The organism is Bacillus tequilensis, from assembly GCF_012225885.1.
Taxonomy (GTDB): Bacteria; Bacillota; Bacilli; order Bacillales; family Bacillaceae; genus Bacillus; species Bacillus tequilensis.
Genome location: NZ_CP048852.1, coordinates 3,969,092 through 3,992,684, shown reverse-complemented (window position 1 = coordinate 3,992,684; position 23,593 = coordinate 3,969,092). Strand labels below are relative to the sequence as shown.

Genomic DNA, 23,593 nt, shown 5'->3' with positions numbered 1-23,593 from the left:
TCGGAGTGACTTGAATGCTGAGGACAGAAAAAGAAAAAATGGCAGCCGGAGAATTATATAACTCTGAGGACCAACAACTATTATTAGATCGCAAGCATGCGAGACAGCTGATTCGACAATATAACGAAACACCGGAAGATGAGGCGATGCGGACAGAGCTTTTGAAGGAGCTGCTCGGTTCGGTTGGCGATCAAGTCACGATTTTGCCGGCATTTCGCTGTGATTATGGCTATCACATTCATATCGGAGACCATACATTTGTTAATTTTGACTGTATCATTTTAGATGTTTGCCAGGTTCGGATTGGTCGTCATGGTTTAATTGGGCCAGGGGTACATATCTATACGGCCGGCCATCCTCTTGATCCGATTGAAAGGAAGTCCGGCCAAGAGTTCGGTAAGCCTGTGACAATTGGAGATCATGTTTGGATCGGGGGCCGTGCCGTGATTAACCCTGGAGTGACGATCGGTGATAACGCGGTGATTGCTTCAGGATCTGTTGTCACTAAGGATGTACCCGCTAATACCGTTGTAGGCGGAAACCCTGCGAGGATGTTGAAGGAATTGTAATGAGATCAGTGCGGCAGATCCGCACTGACTTTTTTAAATCTGTTTCGCGTTCGTATTAGGGCCGAAACAGATTAACAGCAGGGAGCATGCGAGCCAGCAGCCCCCAATAAATAAGAAGACGCTGACATAGCCGAGCTGCACTGCGATGAATCCGACAAGCAATGATCCGAAAATATTTGAAAAGCGTCCGAGGCCATAGGCTAAGCCGCTGCCAGACGAGCGGTATTCAGTCGGATAAGGTTCAGACGTATAAGCGTATAAGTTCGAGGTGAATACCCGTTCCGTGATATTGACGATAAAACCAAACACGATGATCATGATTGGAATAAAAGTCATGCCGTATAAGAGACCGGCGATGGCTGTCAGAAACGCGCTGGCGGCTAAAATCCATTTTCTTTGAAATCTTTCAGAAATCATGGAACCGAGCAGTGCGCCAAGCGGAGCGCCGACGGAATGCAGTACGTTATACCATAATGTATTTTCCATAGAGATGCCATTGCTTTTTAAGAGGCTTGGAACCCATGAGGCAAAACCATAAAATCCAAACGTTTCAAAAATCCATACAGCAGATAACACGATGGTGATTTTGAGGTTTCTTCCTTTCAATAACCCTGCGTAACCTGCATGCTGCTGAACGGTACGGTTTGCTTTAGGCTGAGCGGGTGCGGGAAGCGGGCCTTTCTCCTGTTCAACCTGTTTCTCAATTCTGTTGAGGATCGCATCGGCTTTCGCGTATTCCCCGCGATTTTCATGCCAGCGCGGTGACTCTTCCAGACGGCGGATGAAGAAAAAATAAATAAGACCAACGGCACCCCATACAAATACAAGCCGCCATCCCCATGAACCGAGCGGAATGACAAAGGCAGACACAATATTAGTGATCGGAACGCCGATCAATCCAATCATGGCACAGAAAGAAATATATTTTCCACGGACACTGGAAGGGAAAAATTCTGCCAGATAGCTATTGGTAATGACCATGGCTGCAGCGACGCCAAATCCAGTGAGAAAACGGAATGCCATTAAAGACGGGATGTCCCAAGCGGCGGCATTGCACAGCGATGCGATTGAGAATACGAATACAAATAGGTTTAAGGACTTTTTGCGGCCGATTCGATCGGCCAGTCTTCCACCCAGTGATGCGCCTAAAAACATGCCTAGAAACGAGGCCGCCGTTACGTTGGCAATGGTTGAAAGCGGGATGCCCCAATGCTCGATCAGTGCCGGCGCTACATTGCTGAGAGTAAATAAATCTGCGAGATCAAAAAAATACACAATGCCGAGAGCGGTTAATACTTGAAAGTGGACACGTGAAATCGGAAGGCGGTCTAAACGATTCGCTGCGTTTGAGAAAGGGTGTGTATTCTTCTGTCTGAAGACTGTATTCATATAAAACCCCCCTAATGAGTAGTAAGAAAAGACTGAAAACTCCTCTCTTGGGAATATTATAAGTATCTTGATTCATTGGCGACAGAGTTCAAATCACTAGATAAAAGAACTAAATTCACACTTTATATGTTCATTTTGCTTAAAAGATTTCCAAATCAGTAGATTCATAGACCAATTTATGCAAATATATAGGGATATTCTCATTGAAAGGAAGAGACATAAAAGGAATGAATTCATTTATCCGTCCTGTAGAAGGAAACAATACGTTGTGGAGATATTTTTTCGCCTTTTTGGTGATGGTAGGATTGTATGTATTCGGGAATATTGCTTACCTTTTCGCGATACTGCTCACTGTTATTCTGAATCCCGATATCACCTTTGATTTGGATGAGGCTGTGCTGAGTGATCCTCTGGTAGATCTTTATTTGTCTCATGTCATTTATTTATTTGCGATTCCGGGAGTATGGCTGGCCGTGCGCTTTATTTTGAAACGGCCTTTCCGAACTGTGGTTACACCGAATGCAACAATCAATTGGCGGAGGATTTTCTTTGGCTTTATTGCTTATTTCCTGCTGATGATCGCCGTACAATTGATTGATTTTGCGATTCATCCTGACAGCTATTCAATGCAAGATTTTGATGCTTCACGGTTTATATGGCTGTTGGCGGCAGCCCTGATTTTGGTTCCGTTTCAAACATCAGCTGAGGAACTGTTTTTCAGAGGATTTTTGCTTCAAGCTTTCGGGAGAATAACGAAAAATCCTCTTATTTTGACGTTGATTGTCGGAGGTTTGTTTGGCGTATTGCATTTTGCGAATCCAGAAATGAACAATGGCGCTGTCTGGGCAGGAATTGAGTACGTAACATTTGGTTTTGTGTGGACCTATTACACGATTAAAACAGGCAGTATTGAAATCTCACTTGGCGCCCACGCCGCGAATAATATGTTTTTGTGTATATTTATCACAGAAAAAAACAGTGTGTATGGCGGGATTCCGTCCTTATTTACAGTTACGCAGGGGAACCCGATGTGGGAGGCTTTGTTTACGATAGCGGTCAATCTTGTTTTTGCGGGAATCGCTTTATGGTACCATAAGAAATCACAAAGTAAGCAGCAAGGGTCTTAATCCCTGCTGCTTATTAACGTTTGGATGGCTTCTTCAATATTTGTTGTCGGCTGCTGGCAGGCGAAGTTTTCGCAAATATACACGGTTGTTTTGCCGTCTATAATGCGGTAGTCTGCTGCGAATGGCGCAATGTCTTTGCATTGCTCGGGATGCTCTGCCACCAGAATGGAGTCGTTGGGCTTAAAGGCTTTTTGCAGTGCTGCTATGATTTGTTTTCTGGCTGGATCGTCTGCGCTCCCAAAAATAACGATTTCCTTTTTAGGCGTCACATGCTGTAACACACTTTGCATAAAGAAAGCATGGCCGCTCGGATATGCGTCGATCTCCGGCTTGAATACGGAAAACATCGTTTCCGCCTTTTCGATCAGTGATAAGTCGCCTGTAACCTGTCCAAGACGGAGAAGCTGAACGGCTGCCACGCTGTTTCCGGATGGCACAGCACCGTCGTACACTTCTTTTTCCCGGACGATTAAGGCTTCTGCATCGTGTCCGGTAAAATAGAATCCGCCATGCTCTTCATCCCAAAATAAGCCGATCATATCGTTTGTCAGTTTCTTCGCTTTTTGTAAATAAGAAAGATCAAACGAAGCTTCATAGAGATCGAGATAAGCCCATAGGAGAAAAGCGTAATCGTCGATAAAGCCTTTGTTTTTCACTTCACCGTCTCGATACCGGACCATCACACGGCCGTCGATGATTAATCGGTTTTCAATAAATGAGATGGCGTCTTCCGCTAAGCTGAGATATTTCGGTTCCTCGTATACCTTTGCAGCTTTGGCCAGGCCCGCGGTCATCAGCGCGTTCCATGACGTCAGCACTTTATCATCGACATGAGGATAGGTTCTTTTTTGGCGAGTCTTCAAGAGCTGCTGTCTTGCGTCCTCAAGCTTGAGATTGAGCTCTTCCTCGGTTAACCCGGCATCCGCTTTGATTTGGTCCCGCTTTGTATGAATGAGGTTTGGAATATTTTTGCCTTCAAAGTTTCCTTCTTCAGTGATGTCATACACTTGGCCATACAGCGTTCCGAGATCGTCTCCGAGAGTTTTCAAAATCTCGTCCTTTGACCACACGTAGTACTTTCCTTCTTCTCCTTCTGTGTCCGCATCTAAAGCGGAGAAAAAGCTTCCGTCTTCATGGGTCATTTCCCGTTGAACAAACGTAATGATCTGCTCACAAATCTCTTTATAGCGGCTGTTTTTCGTGACCTGATAGGCTTCTGTATAAGCGGTCAGCAGCAGCGCATTGTCGTACAGCATTTTTTCAAAATGGGGTACGAGCCACTCGTCATCGGTTGAATAGCGGGCAAACCCATAGCCGATATGATCGTAAATGCCGCCATTCGCCATGCTGTCCAGCGTTTTTGTCACGTTGTATAAAGCATTCTCCTGCCCTGTGTTGTGATAATAACGAAGCAAATACATCAGCATATGAGGCATCGGAAATTTCGGGGCCTGCCCGAAACCGCCGTAGATCGTGTCAAACCCATTGGCGAGCTGCTGGAATGTCCGGTGGATCGCTGATTCGCTAAGGCTCTCACCTGATTTTGCCGCTGTTTTGGTCTTCAAGTGTTTAGCGGCATTCTCCGCAATATCCTCAACATGCTCGCGATCGTTCGCAAAAGTCTCAGACAGATGCTCAAGCACATCAACAAAACCGGGACGATTGAATTTACTCGTCTTTGGAAAATATGTACCCGCGTAAAACGGCTTCTGATCAGGCGTAATAAACACATTCAACGGCCAGCCGCCCTGTCCGGTCATTAGCTGGCAGATTCTCATATATACAGAATCCACGTCCGGCCGCTCTTCCCGGTCAACTTTAATGGATACAAACCGTTCATTGAGAAGGCGAGCGATTTCTTCGTCCTCGAAGCTTTCGTGGGCCATGACATGGCACCAATGACATGTGCGTATAGCTACCCGAGCTAGCTATACCCAATAGATACGAGAACAGGCTTGTTTTCGCGTTTCGCTTTATCAAATGCTTCATCTCCCCAAGGGAACCAATCCACAGGGTTATGAGCATGTTGAAGTAAATATGGAGACTTCTCAGCGATTAATCTATTGGGTTTATTGTTAGTGGGCATGGGATCACCTTCTTTCATCTTGGTTTATTCCTACTTACTGTACCACAATTATTTAATTGCATACCTTCATATATGCAATCCAAACTATTAAATCCAATAGTGATGAAAACGTAGAGAGTAAAAATGATGAGTGGTGAACAAAATAACATAAATTAAAAATTCTTCCCTGTTGAGTCAGTAATGGTTCAGATATATAGAAAGAGAATGCTCGATCATCTCATGCAAAGGTTAATGCTTCTCTTTTTTATTTGTCATTTTTAATATAGATAGCGGCAGGAAAATTGATCCCCAATGCTAAGGACCGACTGTTATGGAAAAGAGTTTCGTCAAAATTTAAGAATTCTTAAGAACTTTTGCCCCTTTTTCTTTAGGTTTTGAATTTAAAGTGAAATTATAAATTTAAAACAAATGGAGAGATTAAGATATGAAACGTCTGCTATTCTTATTTCAATATATAGGTAATCCAAGAACTGTCGGTGCCATCCTTCCCAGTTCAAGGTTTCTTGGGGATAAAATGATGGAGGGAATTGATTTTAAGAAAGCCAAATACATTGTCGAATATGGACCAGGTACAGGTGTATTCACCAAAAAACTGCTTGAAAAACGAAATCCAGAGACGATTATTTTATTAGTCGAACAAAATAAAGAATTTTATTCATTGCTGAAAGAAAAATTTAAAGATGAGAGGAATTTATTCATTGTATACGGATCTGCAGAAAATATCATCGAGCATTTAAGAGAGTATGGTATACCTTATATAGACTATGTCATTTCCGGTCTTCCATTTGCAAGCTTGCCAAAAGGTGTTTCAAATAAAATTTTATTAGAAACCTCCAAGATTTTAAAAAAAGATGGGGAATTCATTACTTTTCAATATACTTTGTTTAAAAAAACGTTTTTTGAACAGTTTTTTACCAAAATAGATGTAAAAAGAGAATTTAGAAATGTGCCGCCGGCTTATGTCTTCAGTTGTTCGATGCCGCAAAATGATATGGGGGAATTATATGGAGTCTAACATTCTTATTGTTGACGATGACAAAGATATCAGAAATCTTATTTCTGTTTACTTAGAAAATGAAGGTCTCAGCACACAAAAGGCTAAAGATGCAATCGAAGCTTTAAAACTGTTGGAACAAAAAGAGTTTGACCTCATGATCTTGGATATTATGATGCCCAGCATGGATGGAATTGAAGCATGCATGAAGATCAGACAAGAACGAAATTTGCCCATCATTATGCTTTCTGCAAAATCGGAGGATATTGATAAAATTCAAGGGCTTGCCGCAGGGGCTGATGATTATTTATCGAAACCGTTTAATCCATTAGAATTAATCGCAAGGGTCAAATCCCAATTAAGGAGATATAAAAAATACAATACGGATACGAACAGCACGAAGAATATCATTGAAATTGGTGACCTGACCGTCAATACAGATACACGGCAAGTATGGGTGCGGGGGCGGGAAGTGCGTCTGACACCAAAAGAATTCGATATCCTTGAACTGCTTTGCATGAACAAAGGGATAGTTCTAAGTGTTGAGAAGATATATGAAGCAGTATGGAAGGAAGACTTTTTTAAATCAGACAACACTGTCATGGTACACATTACAAAAATCAGAGATAAGATTGAAGAGGATTCCAAACACCCCATTTACATCAAAACGGTTTGGGGAACAGGATATAAAATATGAGCAAATTTGGAAATAAGCTAATGGTAAAGCTTTTTGGTGCGATCGCAATTAGTTTTCTTATTTCATTAGGTGTGATGATACTTATTATATTCTCTAACATTTACTTGCAAAAGGTGAATTATCTAGAAAAGCTTAGCGTCCGAAACAGTTATTTTTTCATACTGCTTCAGTATTCGGCAGCTATTCTTACTTTTATCACAGCTTTTTTTATCATGGCACGGAAAAAAATATTATATGTGAAGCTTATTACTGAAAGTGTTCATCAGATTGCCAACGGAAAACTTGGCTTGACCATTAGGATTGAAAGCAGGGATGAATTGACCGAGCTTGCACAAAACATTAATCATATGTCCGAAGAGTTAGAAAAGAAGTTTGAACACGAAAGACAATTAGAAAGATCGAAAAACGAACTGATTTCAAATGTATCCCATGATTTAAGAACACCATTAACATCAATAATAGGATATTTGGATTTATTAAAAAAAGGCCAATATGACAGTAAAGCTCAATTTCAGGAATATCTCGAAACGATTGATTCAAAATCACAAAGGCTGAAATTCCTGATTGATGAACTGTTTGAGTATACTCATTTATCAAGCCCGGACGTTAAGTTAACCTGTAGAGAAACAGATTTGTCGGGTTTAATGGAACAGATAATCGGAGAATACATTCCGATTTTTGAAAAGGAACAGCTAAGTGTTCAAAAATCAATTGCAGAAGACCATATTCCTGTTTTAATGGATATCGATAAGATGGTTCGTGTTTATGATAATCTCTTTATGAATGCAATAAAATACAGCAAAAAACCATCTGAATTAGTCATCAGCCTTAAGGTCATTGGTGACAAAGCAATCTTAAAAATTTCTAATCAAGTTGAGGGTTTTTCGGTTGACAATATAAACAGATTGTTTGAACGGTTTTTCAGGGGTGATAAGGCAAGAACAGATCAACAAGGAAGCGGCCTCGGGCTTGCCATTTCAAAAAGAATTGTTGAGCTTCATAATGGCAACATCCATGCGGAATATAGAGAAGGCTGGATGAGTTTTATTGTCGAACATCCAATGCATAGATAAAGGCTTATGGAAGTGAATGTCCATAAGCTGTTTTCTTGTAAATAAAACTTAAGGATCCTTAAGACTTTTACGGAGTGTTTCTTCATTTTCATTGCTTATCATGTATGTATGGAAAGCGAGGAGAGTGTGGAAATTGAAAAATAAATTTCTTATTTTAGCTTTATGGCTTTTAGCTATTTATATCCTAAAGGAATATCATGTCCTGTCGCTCGATATGAGTGATTTGCAGGAATTTATATCAACAAATACAAAATACGCAATGCTGCTGTTTATTGGTCTATGGATCATCAGGCTTCTCTTTTTTATTCCTGGTGTAACTCTCATGTTTTTAGGGGGGATATGCTTCGATCCGATTATTAGTTTTATATTGTCAATGGCCGGCATTTTTTTGAGCGAGACCTTGGTTTATCTTTTCTCTAGAATGTTTTCAAGCGGAGAAATGATGAAGGATTTAGAGCGTAAACATCCAGAATTAAAAAAATTATTGGAGGCTTATAATTATAAGTTTTTGGCATTAGGGATGATTTGTCCGATAGCCCCAACAGATGTCGTGTGTTTCTTATCAGCTGCAGTGGGATTAAAATATCGTGTTTACATTTTAACTGTCGTTATTACGAATATCCCTCTATTGGTTTTTTCCAGCTTTATTGTCATTAACTTTAGCGAGTCTTTAGCAGGCACTGCCTTGGTTCTCGTATCATTTGTTTTGATTTCTGTTGTATCCATTAAAATGTGGAACAGTCTTAAGCAGAAGCAAAGTGCATAGATACCAGATATAGTTGTTTAGCTAATATGAAATTGAATCTATCTATAGAGAACTCAATCATAGATACCAGATGATTTTGGTATCTTTTTTGTTTTTCCTATATATACAACTTTTTTAGAAGACATATGACTTGTAATCAATGACATGTTGAATAGCCCATGCTGACAAGAATCGGCTTGTTTTCGCGTTTTGCTTTTTCGAAGGCTTCTTCTCCCCAAGGGTGCCAGTCAACAGGGTTGTGAGCATGTTGAAGTAAAAAAGGAGACTTCTCAGCGATTAATCTAGTGGGTTTATTGTTAGTTGGCATGGGATCACCTTCTTTCACTTTTCATTATTTGTTTCTATGTTTACTGTACCATAGTGGAGTTTAGTTTATACCTTTGAATTATATATGAATGGTATAATCAGTTAAAAAACAATAAGGGGATATTTTTATGGAGATCGTAGTAACAATTTTACAGGGGATTTTAATATTCAGTGTATGGTTTGTATATTCATATCTGAAAAAACTTCCTGAACAGGTACATGCCAAAAATTTAAAAGCTTTTGAACTTGATTTGAATAAGCAATTGGAAACTTTTAAAAGTGATTTAACTACTGACCTGGAGTTATTAAAAATTAATGAATCCCAGTTACATATTCATAAAACCCAAGAATTCACTAATCTTATAGAGATATTTATTTTGAGTTTATCAGATCCAGACTATACAAACCGTTTAAATGTTGATCCAGAACTTAGGAAAGAACATCATAGAAAAATGACTGATTTAGGTACGAAGTTATTTCTCTTTGCTTCCGATGAAACAGTTAAGAAGTTTGTTGAATGGCGTAAATTTTCGCTTAGTGAATCTCCTGATCCTATAAAACTCGTAGAGATGCTGGCGGAATTATTAGTCTTAATAAGAAAAGATTTAGGATATATGCACACTGAATGTACCAAAGATGATTTTTTACATATTTTACTGAAAGACTGGAACGAAAATAGAGCAACTCAAGGATGACAATTCAGTTATCCTTTTTTTGTTGAGATAAATTGCTTTATCGTTCTAAATAGATGTCAAGACACGAAAGTATTGCTACTGCTGCAAAAAAAAAACGCAATCATATTGCTTGCGTGTAGCCCAAATGTACCGTGTTATATTAAGAATTGTAAATGGCTTTTTGATCTGACACAATACAATTAATGTTATTATTCTAATAATTTTGTAAATCTGTGGGGTGAGATTTTCTTGGATCATACATCTATTAAAAAAGAAAGGATTTCATATGAAGTTTTAATTTCTAAGTTAAATTCATGGTATACAACCATAAAGAAAAATATGATTGAAGAAGCCCAAAAGAAGAAGTTGGAAATTACAGTAGTGATTTTATTGGAAATATTTGTTGTCTTGTAATCGATATATGATCAACAGGATCTTTATAAAGGGAGAAGTTAAGACAATGAATGGAAAGTTTCCATTGAAAAGTCAAGTAAAACATCAATTGGGCCAAATTATTTTCTAAGCTTATACTGGCAGGGTAATAAAAATAAAGAAAATAAAATCACTATTAAACAAATTGAATTGATGGTCGACGGAAAAGTTTATCAAGGGAATTGTCCTTACTCTCTATCTGAATATAATGGTGAAAGCTTAAAAGAAGGTGGAGAAAGACCTGACCACATTTCAACATTTGATTATATGCCCGAGGAGGATATTAAGGGTCATAGATTTAGAGGTCAGAGTAACATGGAATGAATCCAAAGAAAAGACAACAGTCTTTAAATTAGAAGAGAAAAAGTTTTCAAACTTCGATTTCTAAAAAATGCTATAACATCATTAAAAAGGCAGCCGAAACTGGTTGCCTTTATTGGTTATTCTAAGAGTATGCCACCAAACGCAGGTATAATTCACTTCTTTTTTTGAGGATTCCTTATTTTGAAACCTTTTTCGGTCGATAACGTAGACTTTTTATAACATAAGGTTTTGTTATTGATTCTGGAAGGAGAATTAAAATGGATTACATCTATAAGGAAAAGAAAAATGGCAATCGTATAATATCAATCAGAGATAAGTGGGAGAATGCTCTTATTGAATTTGAGCAAAAAGGTAATCAAATTGATATAGTAATCAATTATCGTAACGAGAAAACAACTAAGTTTTCGCTACCAATTGAGACTTTTGAGAAAGTGTATCAGGATATTAAAAATAAATAGGAGAGACAGATAATGATAATAATTCGGTTTGAAAATTTTACTCGCACGTCATAAGAGATACCAAAACAGAAGCAATCGTTAAATATAATTGCGTTGCAAATGAATTTGTTTATTTTTAACGACTTTGCTCATCTTTGTTCTGTAGTTAATTTTAAGGTGAGCGTTGTCAATAGAACAATAATGAAAAGGAAGGTAATATAAATTATGAAGTTAAGAATAAACTATGTAGTATTATTCATTATGTTATCTGAAGGGTTCTTTATAGCAGGTTTTGCATTAGAGAATGTCCTTGATTATTCATTGGTGATTGGAATCACCTTACAGATCATATTTGTTATTTTTGCTTCAATTTTAGCAATAAAAAAACAAAAGAATACAAACAGGACAAAGTAAGTAATGGCCGTGTTATTTAGTTAAGAGATGAATTAAGTTACGCGGCATCTATTGCAATCGAGTTAGGTTATTATGGGTGGCAATGTCGAAGGTAAATGGTAAGGAGGTAAGAATGTCTTTTATTACAATAATTGAAATTATCTTAGTGATAACAGTATTGGGGTTATTTGCATGTACTTTTAAAAGGCAAAAAAGTGTTAATGATGATGTTGTTTTTAGTTATGCTAGATATATGATTTATTTGCTTGTAGCTGAAGTTGCAATATATGTCATATTTCAATTGTTTTAGTAAAGTTAGACCTTTTAAGGTCTAACTTTTAAACCTTTTCAACTAACCTGTATCTTTTGCAATTTACACGCTTATAATAGATGAATAACCTATATCATCGGGGGGAGACCCATTGAACGTACAAGCGTTTTCTGTGTTTAGTCGAAGAGTCCTAATTGTTCAGCAAACGGGCCAGATTGTTGAACAACAGTCTTTTAAGAAATGTTATCTAACGACGCTTGTGCAAAAATAATATTGTTGTTTAATTTACAATAAAGTCATTTGAAAAATAATATTAGTTGTTTAAAAATCCTTATTCCACGAACGGAGCAGGTTAGTGGAAGCAATAGTAATTTAGGTTTGACTGGGAAAATTGTCGATGATATTAAAAAAGACACCGAAGTGTCTTATGTTTTTCAAATTAAGCATACCGATAAATTGAAATTTAATTACTTAACATTATGCTTATCTTGGGAGCGAGGTATTTTATCAGTGAGTGTATACAAACCATGTAATGCTTGCTGTTAATAATGCTGACGAAATCAAAGCTGTAAGAACACTATATGTTTGCCAAATAAGTATCGTTGACCAATCGAAAGCACAGCACAGTATACCCAGGGCAATCGTAGCGATCAGGAAAATAACTGTTACGATTATTCTCTTTTTTGTCATTGGCTGCCGCTCATTCGTTTTCCTTCTGCGTAATCCTAAGAGAAATAGGAGAACGGCCAATAGGCAAAGAATAATAGTGATAGACGACAAAATGATATCCAAAAGCTGTGTGCCGCTTATTTCATATGACTGAGTTAGATTACCGTCTAATATATCTTTAACTTTTAGTACCAGGTTTATATTGGTATTTGCGCCGTTGCTCAGCAAGCAGACGGCTGTTCGTTCATTTGGCAGTATGACTACTTCGGTTCTGAAATTTGGATTGCCCCCAGTGTGTTCTATAATCGTTTGGTCAGCGTTTACCGACCAGCCTGCCGCATAATACATATCGTTGACAGCCGAAACAGACATATCACCCCTATGTGATTTTTCGATAACCGTGTGAAATATTTCGGGTATGTCCTGCACAATACCCATCTGTATGCCCATCCAACGCGCCATATCTTTTGTATTAGAAATGATGTAGCCTGCGGGCTTATTCCCAGCATAATCCGGAGCTTTAAATGGAGTTGTCATAAAAAAGGAAGAACGGTAGCCCTGTGCCAACTGTCCAGTGGCTTGAGCATCTTCTTTATAAACATACGTCTGGTGAAGACCTAACCGCTGAAATACCTGTTCCCTCATAAAGTCTTCATAGCTTTGTCGCGACACAATCTCAATAACCAAGCCCAATACGTCATAATTAACGGTTCCATAGTTATACTGTTCACCGGGAGGGAACGCCAATTCAGCATCTACGAGCATTTCCACAGTCTTTTGCAACATATCCGGTGTATTGCCTTGTGGAATACTTTGAGTATGCCTAATATTTGTTAGACCACTGGTATGGTGAAGAAAGTTATTTAGTGTAAGGCTTTGCATATCAACAGGTTTCCCTTGATACTTTAACGTAAACCAAGGTAAATATTTTTGGACAGGGTCAGTCATTGAGAGCAGCCCTTGCTCTTCCAACAGCATAATACCCATACCGGTAAAAGCTTTACTGACCGAGGCTAACTCATAGAGTGTATTTTCACTTGCAGACAACCCCTTTTCACGGTCAGCATACCCTGAAGAAAAGTAGAACACTTCATCATCAGCAAGTATTGAGATTGACATTCCCGGCACACCTGATATACGAGAGGCATCATCTAGCAACGCTTGTATTGCCGCAGATTTCGAATCAGACAACGCATAACTTTGTGTTGCGAATCCTGAGAATAATATAAATATCGTTAATACAAAAACAATAATCTTTTTCATGAACTCTCCTTTTCGAAAAATTATAATAGAATAATATAAATAACCTGCTTTTACAACTATTAATTTTAATTTATCTTTCTATTCACCTATATAATATCAAGTAATTAGGAAGAGTTACACTTAACGAACAGATGCGTTAGTTCAATAAGAAAAACGATCTTCAACAATCGGGCGCGATTGTTGAAAAAGAATTACAAGGGTGATACATATTACACATGACTAATATGTATCACCCTTTATTTTTTATGATTTTTTGCGTTTTAGGTATTGATAATGTAAATCAGGGGATATAATTTTTTAGTTTGCTATGATATGTAAGATTAAAATGAAATGATTTAACATGAATTGTTTATTGGTTATTTTAAGAGTCATGGCACCAATGGCAAGTCGTATAGCCGATGCTGATCAGAATCGGCTTGTTTCGTGTTTCGCTTTTTCGAAGGCTTCTTCTCCCCACGGGAACCAGTCAACGGGGTTGTCGTGTTGAAGTAAATATGGATACTTCTCAGCGATTAATCTATTGGGCTTATTGTTAGTGGGCATGGGATCACCTTCTTTCTGAATGTTTTTATTAAGTATTCTCTTTTCTCTATTTAATATACCAGAAGTTAAGACTCGTAATTTGTCTGTTAGGTACTCCATAATGAAAACCATGATCTATAAGCTTTGATAGATCCATTATTTCGTTTTTGAACTATAAAGATGGGCCCTCAATCGTACTTCTTTAACACGATTGCTGAATTATGTCCGCCGAAACCGAAAGAATTTGATAGCCCAAATTTCAATGGAAGATCTCTAGGTTCTGATACAACATCTAAGTCGCAATCTGGATCTTGATTCTCTACATTAATAGTTGGCGGAATCATTCCTCGTCTCAAACTTTCCACTAAAGCAATTGCTTCTGCTCCGCCAGCAGCACCAAGCATGTGTCCAGTCATTGACTTGTTTGCAGTTGTTGGAATTTTACGTGAATGTTCACCAAATAATTTCTTAATAGCTAGAACTTCAGAACGATCACCTACTTGTGTACTTGTTGCATGAGCACTAATCACATCAATTTCATCTGGTGATATGTTTGCACTTCTCAATGCTTTCTTCATTGCTAAGTAAGCACCTTTCCCTTCTGGGTGTGATGCCACCATATGATGAGCGTCTGAACTAGCTCCGTATCCTACTATTTCACATAAAATGGGAGCATTTCTAAGAATAGCGTTTTCTAATGATTCTAATACTAAGATGCCAGCGCCTTCACTCATAACAAAACCATCTCTATCTGTATCGAACGGACGGCTGGCTCGACTTGGATCTTGGTTTCTTGTAGATAGTGCATGTGCATTTCCGAAACTGGCTAAAGACAACTGCGTGATCGCAGCCTCTGCTCCGCCGGCAAATATGATATCTGCTTCATCATTACGGATAGCGTTGAAGGCTTCACCGATGGAGGTGTTCCCGATTGAACAGGCCGTGACTGGTGATAATGACGGGCCTTGTGCTCCTAATCTAATACTGATTTGAGCCGCAGCTGCATTTGAAATCATCATTGGGACAAGGCTTGGACTTACTCTCCCGGGACCTCGTTTATTTAATACATTCACATTATCAACAAGTGATTGTATGCCGCCGATTCCTGAACCAACGTATACCCCTAAGCGTTCAAGATCAACCTTATCTAACTGTAATTGTGAATGTTCTAATGCTTGTGCGGCTGCTGCTAAGGCAAACTGACTAAAACGATCTAATCGTTTTGCTTCTTTCCTCCCCAATATTCCATCTGCATCGAAATCACGAACGATTCCAGCTATCTTTGTTTTATACTCAGCGGTATCAAAAGAATCAATTAGAGATATTCCCGATTTTCCATTAACCAGCTGATGCCAAAAATGATGTATATCATTCCCCAGTGGAGAAATAATTCCCATTCCAGTAATGACAACTCTTTTCATGATCATTCCTCCTTGTTTTTTTATTCACTTTACCTTCTGTGTTATCCTATTACAAGTTGTTGTTTATCCTAGTATAATTAACACTATTTTAAAAGGAGACCTTAATGAAACCCGAAACAAGACTTCAAGCTTTATCAGAATTTCTAAAGAACCAACGTTCGAAAATTACTCCTCAAATGGTTGGTTTGCCTGTAGGAACCCGCAGAAGAACACCAGGGCTAAGAAGAGAGGAAGTGGCTCAGCTAGCCGGTGTAAGTCTTACATGGTATACATGGCTAGAACAAGGAAGAGATATAAAAGTGTCTACCTCGGTATTAGATGCTATTTCTCGAGCACTGCAATTAAATAACGATGAAAGAAGATATTTGTATGCCCTAGCGTTAGAGGAAGGAGTGAAACAACCCTTTATAAGTGAGAAAGAGAAGGAAATCAGTCCGGCTTTAGTGAAAATTTTACAGGAACTTCGTTATTGCCCAACGATTATATCAGATAGAAGAAGTCAGATTGTTGGTTGGAATCAAGCAGCGGCTAATGTATTTTTGGATTTTGATCAAATCATCCCGGCAGAAAGGAATATCATACGCTTACTATTCGCAAGAAAGGAGTTCAAAAGTTTAGCAGTGAATTGGGAGCACTTTGTTAGAGGATATATTGCCATATTTAGAACGTATTATGGGCAGTATGTGGCTGATGATTGGTATGAGCAATTTATACAAGAAATGGAACAGGCATATCCTGAGTTTCGTAAAATTTGGAATGAAAATGAGATAAGCTCTGCACCTGAAGTATTAATTGAATTTCGCCATGCTAAGGCAGGTAAAATGTTGTTTAATCTTACGTCCTTACAAGTGCATGGAGATACTGATTTAAGATGCAGCGTCTATACTCCAGTTGAGAATACTGAAACGGAGCTTAAGTTAAAACGTTTAATGGAAGGCTAGCTATCGTTTGGAGAGTAGAAGTTATTTTACGAAAAATACTAGCTATACTTTGTCTAGCAAAAACGGACTGGTATACAGTTCCTATTCGTTTTTCGTATATGGGTAGTTGTTGTGTACATTTAATATAAAAAACCCTATACCTCAGAGGCATGTGGAATAACCGCTACTGACCACGGCTTGTTTTCGCGTTTTGCTTTTTCGAAGGCTCCTTCTCCTCAAGGGAACCAGTCACGGGATTGATAGCGTGTTGAAGTAAGTATGGAGACTTCTCAGCGATTATATTCCTGCTTATAATGTTTCCCTTGTTTCGTAATCTGAAAAGAGTAAAAGTTTGCACCTTATTTTGTATATAATAAGATCATATCAATCAATGCAGGGGGGAATTATGATGAAGGGCAATAAAATGAACAGGGTACATGTAAAAGAGGGAAGCGTATCAATGGCCCTATAAACTGCGTCTGCCCTCATTAATGGAGGAGAAATTGTGAATACGTCTTATTCACAGTCAGCTTTACGACACAACCAAATATTAATTTGGCTTTGTGTCCTGTCATTTTTCAGCGTATTAAATGAAATGGTTTTGAACGTCTCATTGCCTGATATCGCCAACGATTTTAATAAAATGCCAGCGAGTGTGAACTGGGTAAACACTGCCTTTATGTTAACCTTTTCCATCGGAACAGCTCTATATGGGAAGTTATCGGATCAGCTGGGCATCAAAAATCTGCTCCTATTTGGGATTATCGTAAATGGCTTCGGATCGATCATTGGATTTGTTGGTCACTCTTTCTTTCCTATACTCATTTTAGGTCGGTTTATTCAAGGGTCTGGTGCAGCCGCATTCCCGGCTCTTGTGATGGTTGTAGTTGCGCGCTATGTTCCAAAAGAAAACAGAGGGAAAGCATTTGGTCTGATCGGGTCACTCGTAGCCATGGGGGAAGGTGTTGGACCAGCTATTGGAGGAGTGATTGCCCATTATATTCATTGGTCATATTTGCTGCTTATTCCAGTTGCAACAATGATCACGGTTCCATTCCTTATAAAACTGTTGAAAAAGGAAGAAAGAAGAAGAGGCCGCTTTGATATGGCAGGGATTCTATTGATGTCTGTGGGTATCGTATTTTTTATGCTGTTTACAACATCATTTCACATTTCTTTTCTGCTGATTAGCATTCTCACCTTCCTGAGTTTTGTAAAACATATTAGGAGAGCTCAAGAGCCTTTTATTGACCCTGCTCTGGGGAAAAATGTCTTATTTGTGGTTGGCGTCCTTTGCGGGGGACTGATCTTTGGCACTGCAGCAGGATTTGTCTCTATGGTTCCTTATATGATGAAAGATGTTCATCATTTCAATACTGCAGCAATTGGAAGCGGGATTATGTTTCCCGGAACAATGAGCGTCATCATGTTCGGTTACATTGGAGGAGTGCTTGTCGATCGGAAAGGTTCTTTGTATGTCCTGACGATTGGGATTGCATTGATGGCTTCCAGTTTTTTAATCGCTGCCTTTTTTATAAATGCGACGCCATGGCTTATGACTTTTATATTCGTTTTTGTTTTTGGGGGGCTTTCTTTCACAAAAACAGCTATATCTACAATTGTGTCGAGCAGTTTGAAAGAAAAGGAAGCTGGTGCCGGAATGAGCTTGCTTAGTTTCACGAGCTTTTTATCAGAGGGAACGGGTATGGCGATTACAGGCGGTTTATTATCCATACGCTTGCTGGATCGCAGGCTGCTGCCTATTGACGTAGATCACTCCGCTTATTTGTACAGTAATTTGCTATTACTTTTTGCAGGAATGATTGTTATTAGCTGGCTAGTAACTTTGAATGTGTATCATCGTTCGCGGAGACATGACTAACAGGGTGAAAGGATCAATTTTGATTATTCAAGATTGATCCTATTTTTCCAAACAATCAATTCACATTTTTAAAAAATACCGTTCAACAAAAGGCATCAACAGGTGAAGAATCATCCCTCCTAAACAAACAGTTAAAAGAGTTCCGATGCCGATAGGGCCTTTAAAGATAATAGCCAATACGAAGAAAAGAGCATATACCAATGTTCTTGAAAACAAGATCGTTCTTTTGGAGAGATCTCGGATAATGAGTGTTAAATGATCGATAGGTGTTGATGCAAATGTGGTCTGAAGATAGATGGCTGTTCCAAGACCGATGAGCACCAAACCAATTCCGAAACAAATCAGTTTGCTTAATAACGTGTTTAGAAATATGGTGTTTCTTACAACAAACAGCCATAGGTCAATGCCTATCCCGGTAAGGAATGCTGTAACCAAGCCGAGCAGCATAGGCTTTTTTCTCGTTAAGATAGCGTTACAGACTAAGAGGATCACAGAAATCAGGACCTCCCAGCTTCCTACGGTAAGGCCGACTTCTTCTGACAGACCAACCAAAAGGGCATCGAAGGGGGATGTGCCTAGTCCTGATTGTATTGTTAAAGAAATGCCTAAACTTAATACGAGGATACCTAATCCGTCATACATATATTTCATTTTATTAGCGATCATTCTTTTGTCATCAAGACGTGGGGGATGCCGTCTTCCATAAATTCTTGTGAGGAAATCTGGTAGCCCAGTTTTTGATAAAAGCCTGCTGCTTGTGTTTGTCCATGCAGCTTACATGCAGTAATGCCTTTTTCTTTCATGATGTTTTCTAACTCGCTTATGATAAGTTTGCCCAATCCGTACTTACGGTACGGTTTTAGGATGCAGATTCTCTCCAGCTTACCTGTATGATCAAGAATGCGCACACGGCCTGTGCCGACAGGCTGTTTTTCGTGATATACCAAGATATGCTGACACTGTTCTTGGAGCGTATCAAATTCATCGAACTCATCGGATTCACATATATTTTGTTCCTCAATGAATACAGTTCTTCTAATATCTAAAGCAGCACGTAAGTCATTTTCAGTAGTTATTCTTTTTATATTCATCATAAATCAATCCTTTTCTGATATTAGTCTGGACTGCGCCGCATGCATGTGGTCTTATAATAGTAAGGTTAAAATAATTTTGTTGTAATTGCAATAAAAATAACGCGAGGAGTTTTAGGGATGAATGACATTTTGCGTGAGATCGGCATGATAGCAAGAGCGTTGGATTCCATAAGCAATATTGAATTTAAAGATTTGGACTTAACAAGAGGGCAGTATCTTTATCTTGTACGTATATACGAAAATCCGGGAATTATTCAAGAAAAATTGGCGGAAATGATAAAAGTGGACCGAACAACGGCCGCGCGGGCCATTAAGAAATTGGAAATGCAGGGATTTATTCAAAAACAGCCGGATGAACAAAACAAAAAAATAAAAAAACTGTTCCCGACTGAGAAAGGAAAAAAGGTGTATCCATTGTTAAAAAGAGAAGGAGAACATTCCATGGAAGTGGCCTTGTCCGGTTTTACACCTGAGGAAAAGGAAACTATGTTTAAACTCGTTCACAGAGTGAGGAAAAATGTAGAACGTGATTGGGAGTATGTGAAGAAGGGGAACAAGAGGGATTATTAATGGATCAAATGTAACCGTTAAAAAACACATTAATGGTATTGCCCTTCGGTATCTGCAGAACCAAATATGAGTCCGCAAAAGACCAATTTCCCGTCTCACAATGCAAGTTGCAAAAATGTGCGCCGTTACATATTTAATTGATTTGTAATACAGTAGTGATATCAAAAAATTTCCAAAGGGAGTGGCTTGGATGAACTTGAGACAGCTATCAGAACATGTCTTTCAATGTGAATTTGAACTTGATGTGCCTCTTCGTATTCCGGTTCATACTTGGTTTATTAAAGATCGTGATGATGTTTATATCATTGATACTGGAATAGAGCGGTTTGCTGATGTTCAAATTAGGGCAGCGTTAGCGATCGGCAATCCAAAAGCCATTTTGCTTACCCATGGCCACAGCGATCATATCGGCGGTGCATCAAAGTGGCTAGAGCGATTTGATATTCCGATTTTTGCGCATCAAAAAGAACTAAAGTATATCAATGGAGAAGTGCCTTATCCGAACAAAAATGAAGTGGAAAACACAGGAGTTGCCTATGTTGTCAAGCCGCTGACGGAGCAAACGCTGGCTCATTTGCCTTTGCAATATGATTTAACACCCGGCCATTCCCCGGGGCACGTCGTGTATCATCATGAAATGGATCATACCCTTTTAACAGGAGATCTTTTTATCACAAGTAAGAAGGATTTACACCCGCCTATCAGAAGATTCAGCGTGGATATGAATGAGAACATCGACAGCGGCGCAATCATAGATCAAATCAAACCAGCGCTCATTTGCTCTTCACATGGTGAAGAAATTCTTTATAACGAAGAGTTGTATAAAAACTATGTGTTAAAGTATAGGGACCAATAGAAGTATGACAGAATAAGGAATGAAAACTTCGCTGGCATACAAGCAATCCTTCACTCATCGTTGATTCGTATACCAATCAACTGCTTACGGTCATACATTTGTGAACGATTTACCGGCTATCTTCCTTTGTCATCAGCACGTGGGGAATGCCATCCAGCATAAATTCATCTGATGCTGTCTGATAGCCGAGCTTTTCATAAAAGCCTGCCGCCTGTGTCTGGCCGTACAGTTTGAAGGCAGAAATGCTTTGTTCTTTCACAATGCGTTCTAACGAATCGACTATTACTTTGCCCAGCCCGAACTTGCGATAAGGCTTCAGAATGCAGATTCTTTCCAATTTACCCACGTGATCAACGATACGGACACGGGCTGTGCCAACGGGTTCATTCTCATAATAAACCAAGATGTGCCGGCAATCTCCGCAGAGTGTATCGAACTCATCGAATTCATCGGAAACGGGACAGCCTTGTTCCTCAACAAACACAGCCTTTCTGATTTCAAATGCGATATGTAAATCATGTTCTGACGTTATTCTTTTCACATTCACGATATGATCCTCCCTTACTCAGAAAAATGGCTGATGACATACTGTTTAAAGGTCTCGGCAACCGGCGATAAAAAACGGCCTTTTATCCAGGCGATGCCGATGACACGCTGACATTCCGGCCAGGTGACACGAATTTTCGTGATTTTGCTTTGGTCTAAGCCTTTTAGATCAGGCAAAATGGATATGCCCAGTCCGGCCGCCACAAAACCTGCCGCAGTGGCGGCTTCTTCCCCTTCAAACATAATGTTTGGCTGTATATCGGCTTTCTCAAACAGCCCATCGACCGTCATTCGAAGCGCGTAGCCTTTTTTCAATAAAATAAAACGCTCATCGGCAATCTCACTCAGGGTAATGCTTTCACGATTGGCAAACGGGTGATCGTTTGGCACAAATACAAATAGTTCTTCACTCCACAGCTTGATCCATTGAATCGTTTTTTCAGGCTTGATGGAAGCGAGGAGACAGAGGTCCAGATCTCCGGACTTTAATCGTTCGAGCAGCCAATAAGAATGGTTTTGCTTCAGCTGGAAGGCAATGTTGGGATAATCCTGCTGAAAGGAGCCGATGAGGTCGGGCACGAGCGTTGTCCCTAATGTATGTAAAAAACCGAGAGACACCTCCCCTTGGTCTGGCTTTAATAATGCTTGGATTTCCTCTTTTCCTTCGGTGTACTCCTTCATCATCGCCTGAACCCGCCGCAAAAAGATGTAACCATATTTATTTAAGGTAATGGATCGTCCCTGCCTGTCGAATAGCGGGACGCCTAAGTGTTTTTCCAGTCTGGAGATTGAGCGTGAAAGCGCGGGCTGAGTGATGGAGAGGCTTTTTGCCGCTTTTGTCACGTGCTGCATCCGGGCCAGTGTTTGAAAATATTCAAGCTGCTCCCATTCCAAGCATCATCCCTCCTTTATTACATATAAGCATGAAAATCATATTTTATATGCATTATACAACATATATTAACGATGCTAAGATAAAAGTATAAACAGACTCGAGAATGTTTGAATTCGTAGGAAATAAAGGATGGTTGTTTATGAATCGCAGTGCTCAACAACATGCGGAGGGGCCGATGAAGTCCCGATGACATACATTCAAAAAGGCACACCGGTTTTTCGTAAAATTACGTTTGCTTTCTTTGCCGCGGGTTTTAATACATTTGCAATTCTTTATTGCGTGCAGCCGCTCATGGAGGAATTCACGCGGGAATTTCATGTGACACCTACTGCGGCGAGTCTTTCTTTATCTGTTACCACAATGCTGTTAGCTGTCAGCATGCTCGTTTTTGGTTCGTTGTCAGAGGTATGGGGGCGCAAGCCGATTATGGCTATATCGATGCTGGCCGCATCCGTTCTCTGTCTGGCGTCGGCTTTCAGCCCGAACTTTCATACGCTGCTCGTATTAAGAACCATTCAAGGCATTGCGCTCGCTGGCCTTCCTTCGATTGCGATGGCTTATCTCGGAGAAGAAATTGAACCTGGAAGCCTTGGGTCAGCGATGGGGCTGTATATCAGCGGAAACGCGATTGGCGCCGTTTTTGGAAGGATCGTGTCAGGACTTCTGAGTGAATACTTTACTTGGCATATGGCGATGGGGTCAATTGGTGTGATTAGTTTGATCGCAAGCATGATCTTTTTTATGAATTTGCCTCCATCCAGGCATTTCACGCCGAGAAAATTGGAGTTCGGACAATTGGGATTGTCTCTCATCAGCCACTTGAAGGATCGGAAACTATTAAGCTTGTTCCTCATTGGTTTTTTGCTGCTCGGAAGCAATGTGGCATTGTTTAACTACATTGCGTATGTGCTGTTGGGACCGCCGTATTCGTTTAATAAAGCGTTTGCCAGTTGGATTTTTATTGTGATGATTGTAGGGATTTTCAGTTCGTCCTTCATTGGAAGAATGGTTGACCAATATGGCTACCCGAAAATACTGGTGATGAATATATGCATTGTTGTCACGGGTGCTTTATTAACGATAAACAGTATATTAGCAGTGAAAATTCTGGGGATTGCGCTCTTTACATTCGGCTTCTTCGGCGGCCACTCAGTCGCCAGCAGCTGGGTGGGAAGGAGAGCTCTGCACAACAAAGCGCAGGCGTCGTCGCTGTATTTGTTCTTTTATTATGCCGGTTCAAGTGTTTGCGGAACGGTCGGCGGGCTTTTCTGGTCTGCTTTTCACTGGCTGGGTGTCGTCGGCATGATCACCTTCATGCTGCTGGTTGCGTTATGGCTGTCGGGATACTTGGCAAGTAGAAGTGCGAAAGTGCCGGAAAAAGGAACGAAAAAGGATTCAATTGATGACTGCAAAAAAG

The 23,593-nt window shown here is 39.6% G+C and carries 23 protein-coding genes and 5 pseudogenes; 16 read left to right on the top strand and 12 right to left on the bottom strand.

Features of this window, described 5'->3' with window-relative positions; genetic code table 11:
* Positions 1–14 precede the first annotated feature (14 nt).
* The gene (locus G4P54_RS21000) at positions 15–569 is read left to right on the top strand and encodes a sugar O-acetyltransferase (RefSeq protein WP_167873778.1); all 555 of its coding nucleotides are present in this window, start codon (positions 15–17) and stop codon (positions 567–569) included.
* A 33-nt stretch (positions 570–602) separates the two neighbouring features.
* Here G4P54_RS21000 and G4P54_RS20995 read toward each other — a convergent pair whose 3' ends face one another.
* Complete coding sequence (locus G4P54_RS20995) at positions 603–1,958, bottom strand: MFS transporter (protein ID WP_167873777.1); 1,356 nt, start codon at positions 1,956–1,958, stop codon at positions 603–605.
* Positions 1,959–2,185: 227 nt separating this feature from the next.
* Between G4P54_RS20995 and G4P54_RS20990 the strand changes: the two genes are divergently transcribed.
* Positions 2,186–3,085 carry a CPBP family intramembrane glutamic endopeptidase gene (locus G4P54_RS20990; RefSeq protein ID WP_167873776.1) on the top strand — a complete coding sequence of 300 codons (900 nt, stop codon included), beginning with the start codon at positions 2,186–2,188 and terminating at the stop codon, positions 3,083–3,085.
* On the opposite strand, the gene G4P54_RS20985 is transcribed toward G4P54_RS20990, so the two are convergent.
* Positions 3,082–4,971, bottom strand: a complete 1,890-nt coding sequence (locus G4P54_RS20985; protein ID WP_167873775.1) for a thioredoxin domain-containing protein — start codon at positions 4,969–4,971, stop codon at positions 3,082–3,084. The two genes, G4P54_RS20990 and G4P54_RS20985, sit on opposite strands and share 4 nt — an antisense overlap.
* 38 nt (positions 4,972–5,009) lie before the next feature.
* Positions 5,010–5,171, bottom strand: coding sequence for a DUF255 domain-containing protein (locus G4P54_RS21515; protein WP_081719754.1), 162 nt, complete (start codon positions 5,169–5,171; stop codon positions 5,010–5,012).
* Positions 5,172–5,595: 424 nt separating this feature from the next.
* Here G4P54_RS21515 and G4P54_RS20975 point away from each other — a divergent pair, with 424 nt between their 5' ends.
* The 4 genes from G4P54_RS20975 to G4P54_RS20960 all read left to right on the top strand — a co-directional run bounded on the left by G4P54_RS20975 (position 5,596) and on the right by G4P54_RS20960 (position 8,701).
* Positions 5,596–6,186 (top strand): class I SAM-dependent methyltransferase, encoded by a 591-nt coding sequence (locus tag G4P54_RS20975; protein ID WP_167873774.1) that lies wholly within the window; start codon positions 5,596–5,598, stop codon positions 6,184–6,186.
* A complete protein-coding gene (locus G4P54_RS20970) occupies positions 6,176–6,862 on the top strand; it encodes a response regulator transcription factor (protein WP_167873773.1) in 687 nt (228 codons plus the stop codon). The genes G4P54_RS20975 and G4P54_RS20970 overlap by 11 nt, the downstream gene beginning before the upstream one ends.
* Entirely contained in the window at positions 6,859–7,935 is a 1,077-nt protein-coding gene (locus G4P54_RS20965) for a sensor histidine kinase (protein ID WP_167873772.1), read from the top strand. The genes G4P54_RS20970 and G4P54_RS20965 overlap by 4 nt, the downstream gene beginning before the upstream one ends.
* Positions 7,936–8,068: 133 nt before the next feature.
* Positions 8,069–8,701, top strand: coding sequence for a TVP38/TMEM64 family protein (locus G4P54_RS20960; protein ID WP_024713368.1), 633 nt, complete (start codon positions 8,069–8,071; stop codon positions 8,699–8,701).
* Between the two features lie 139 nt (positions 8,702–8,840).
* On the opposite strand, the pseudogene G4P54_RS20955 reads toward G4P54_RS20960, so the two are convergent.
* Positions 8,841–9,008, bottom strand: a pseudogene (locus G4P54_RS20955) (DUF255 domain-containing protein); the annotation flags it as partial.
* Between the two features lie 127 nt (positions 9,009–9,135).
* Here G4P54_RS20955 and G4P54_RS20950 point away from each other — a divergent pair.
* The 4 genes and pseudogenes from G4P54_RS20950 to G4P54_RS20935 all read left to right on the top strand — a co-directional run bounded on the left by G4P54_RS20950 (position 9,136) and on the right by G4P54_RS20935 (position 10,895).
* On the top strand, positions 9,136–9,702 hold the full coding sequence (locus tag G4P54_RS20950) for a hypothetical protein (protein ID WP_167873770.1): 567 nt from the start codon (positions 9,136–9,138) through the stop codon (positions 9,700–9,702).
* Positions 9,703–9,930: 228 nt separating this feature from the next.
* Complete coding sequence (locus G4P54_RS20945; RefSeq protein WP_240939707.1) at positions 9,931–10,095, top strand: response regulator aspartate phosphatase; 165 nt, start codon at positions 9,931–9,933, stop codon at positions 10,093–10,095.
* A 54-nt stretch (positions 10,096–10,149) separates the two neighbouring features.
* Positions 10,150–10,437, top strand: a pseudogene (locus G4P54_RS21760) (DUF4944 domain-containing protein); the annotation flags it as partial.
* Between the two features lie 257 nt (positions 10,438–10,694).
* Positions 10,695–10,895: a hypothetical protein gene (locus tag G4P54_RS20935; RefSeq protein ID WP_024713367.1), complete on the top strand. Its 201-nt coding sequence runs from the start codon at positions 10,695–10,697 to the stop codon at positions 10,893–10,895.
* 1,150 nt (positions 10,896–12,045) lie between these two features.
* Here the strand turns inward: G4P54_RS20935 and G4P54_RS20930 are convergent.
* From G4P54_RS20930 to fabF, 3 genes and pseudogenes are all read right to left on the bottom strand, one after another.
* Positions 12,046–13,470: a serine hydrolase domain-containing protein gene (locus tag G4P54_RS20930; protein ID WP_167873769.1), complete on the bottom strand. Its 1,425-nt coding sequence runs from the start codon at positions 13,468–13,470 to the stop codon at positions 12,046–12,048.
* 361 nt (positions 13,471–13,831) lie between these two features.
* Positions 13,832–14,013, bottom strand: a pseudogene (locus G4P54_RS20925) (DUF255 domain-containing protein).
* A gap of 167 nt (positions 14,014–14,180) precedes the next feature.
* Positions 14,181–15,413 (bottom strand): beta-ketoacyl-ACP synthase II, encoded by a 1,233-nt coding sequence (fabF, locus tag G4P54_RS20920; RefSeq protein ID WP_167873768.1) that lies wholly within the window; start codon positions 15,411–15,413, stop codon positions 14,181–14,183.
* A gap of 104 nt (positions 15,414–15,517) precedes the next feature.
* Here fabF and G4P54_RS20915 point away from each other — a divergent pair, with 104 nt between their 5' ends.
* Complete coding sequence (locus G4P54_RS20915) at positions 15,518–16,354, top strand: helix-turn-helix transcriptional regulator (RefSeq protein ID WP_167873767.1); 837 nt, start codon at positions 15,518–15,520, stop codon at positions 16,352–16,354.
* 218 nt (positions 16,355–16,572) lie between these two features.
* Here G4P54_RS20915 and G4P54_RS20910 read toward each other — a convergent pair.
* Positions 16,573–16,649, bottom strand: a pseudogene (locus G4P54_RS20910) (hypothetical protein); the annotation flags it as partial.
* Between the two features lie 75 nt (positions 16,650–16,724).
* Between G4P54_RS20910 and G4P54_RS21755 the strand changes: the two are divergent.
* Both G4P54_RS21755 and tet read left to right on the top strand, forming a co-directional pair.
* On the top strand, positions 16,725–16,805 hold the full coding sequence (locus G4P54_RS21755) for a tetracycline resistance efflux system leader peptide (RefSeq protein WP_420809533.1): 81 nt from the start codon (positions 16,725–16,727) through the stop codon (positions 16,803–16,805).
* Between the two features lie 33 nt (positions 16,806–16,838).
* On the top strand, positions 16,839–18,215 hold the full coding sequence (gene tet / locus G4P54_RS20900) for a Tet(L)/Tet(K)/Tet(45) family tetracycline efflux MFS transporter (RefSeq protein WP_167873765.1): 1,377 nt from the start codon (positions 16,839–16,841) through the stop codon (positions 18,213–18,215).
* Positions 18,216–18,275: 60 nt separating this feature from the next.
* On the opposite strand, the gene G4P54_RS20895 is transcribed toward tet, so the two are convergent.
* Positions 18,276–18,866 (bottom strand): YczE/YyaS/YitT family protein, encoded by a 591-nt coding sequence (locus G4P54_RS20895; RefSeq protein WP_167873934.1) that lies wholly within the window; start codon positions 18,864–18,866, stop codon positions 18,276–18,278.
* An 11-nt stretch (positions 18,867–18,877) separates the two neighbouring features.
* Positions 18,878–19,306: a GNAT family N-acetyltransferase gene (locus G4P54_RS20890; RefSeq protein ID WP_167873933.1), complete on the bottom strand. Its 429-nt coding sequence runs from the start codon at positions 19,304–19,306 to the stop codon at positions 18,878–18,880.
* A 120-nt stretch (positions 19,307–19,426) separates the two neighbouring features.
* Here G4P54_RS20890 and G4P54_RS20885 point away from each other — a divergent pair, with 120 nt between their 5' ends.
* Both G4P54_RS20885 and G4P54_RS20880 read left to right on the top strand, forming a co-directional pair.
* Entirely contained in the window at positions 19,427–19,879 is a 453-nt protein-coding gene (locus tag G4P54_RS20885) for a MarR family transcriptional regulator (RefSeq protein WP_024713360.1), read from the top strand.
* Positions 19,880–20,069: 190 nt separating this feature from the next.
* A complete protein-coding gene (locus G4P54_RS20880; RefSeq protein WP_167873764.1) occupies positions 20,070–20,735 on the top strand; it encodes an MBL fold metallo-hydrolase in 666 nt (221 codons plus the stop codon).
* A gap of 109 nt (positions 20,736–20,844) precedes the next feature.
* Here G4P54_RS20880 and G4P54_RS20875 read toward each other — a convergent pair whose 3' ends face one another.
* Both G4P54_RS20875 and G4P54_RS20870 read right to left on the bottom strand, forming a co-directional pair.
* Complete coding sequence (locus G4P54_RS20875; protein ID WP_167873763.1) at positions 20,845–21,282, bottom strand: GNAT family N-acetyltransferase; 438 nt, start codon at positions 21,280–21,282, stop codon at positions 20,845–20,847.
* 14 nt (positions 21,283–21,296) lie between these two features.
* Entirely contained in the window at positions 21,297–22,175 is an 879-nt protein-coding gene (locus tag G4P54_RS20870) for a LysR family transcriptional regulator (protein WP_167873762.1), read from the bottom strand.
* A gap of 187 nt (positions 22,176–22,362) precedes the next feature.
* Here G4P54_RS20870 and G4P54_RS20865 point away from each other — a divergent pair.
* Positions 22,363–23,579 (top strand): annotated as a pseudogene (locus G4P54_RS20865) (MFS transporter).
* The last annotated feature ends 14 nt before the right edge of the window (positions 23,580–23,593 follow it).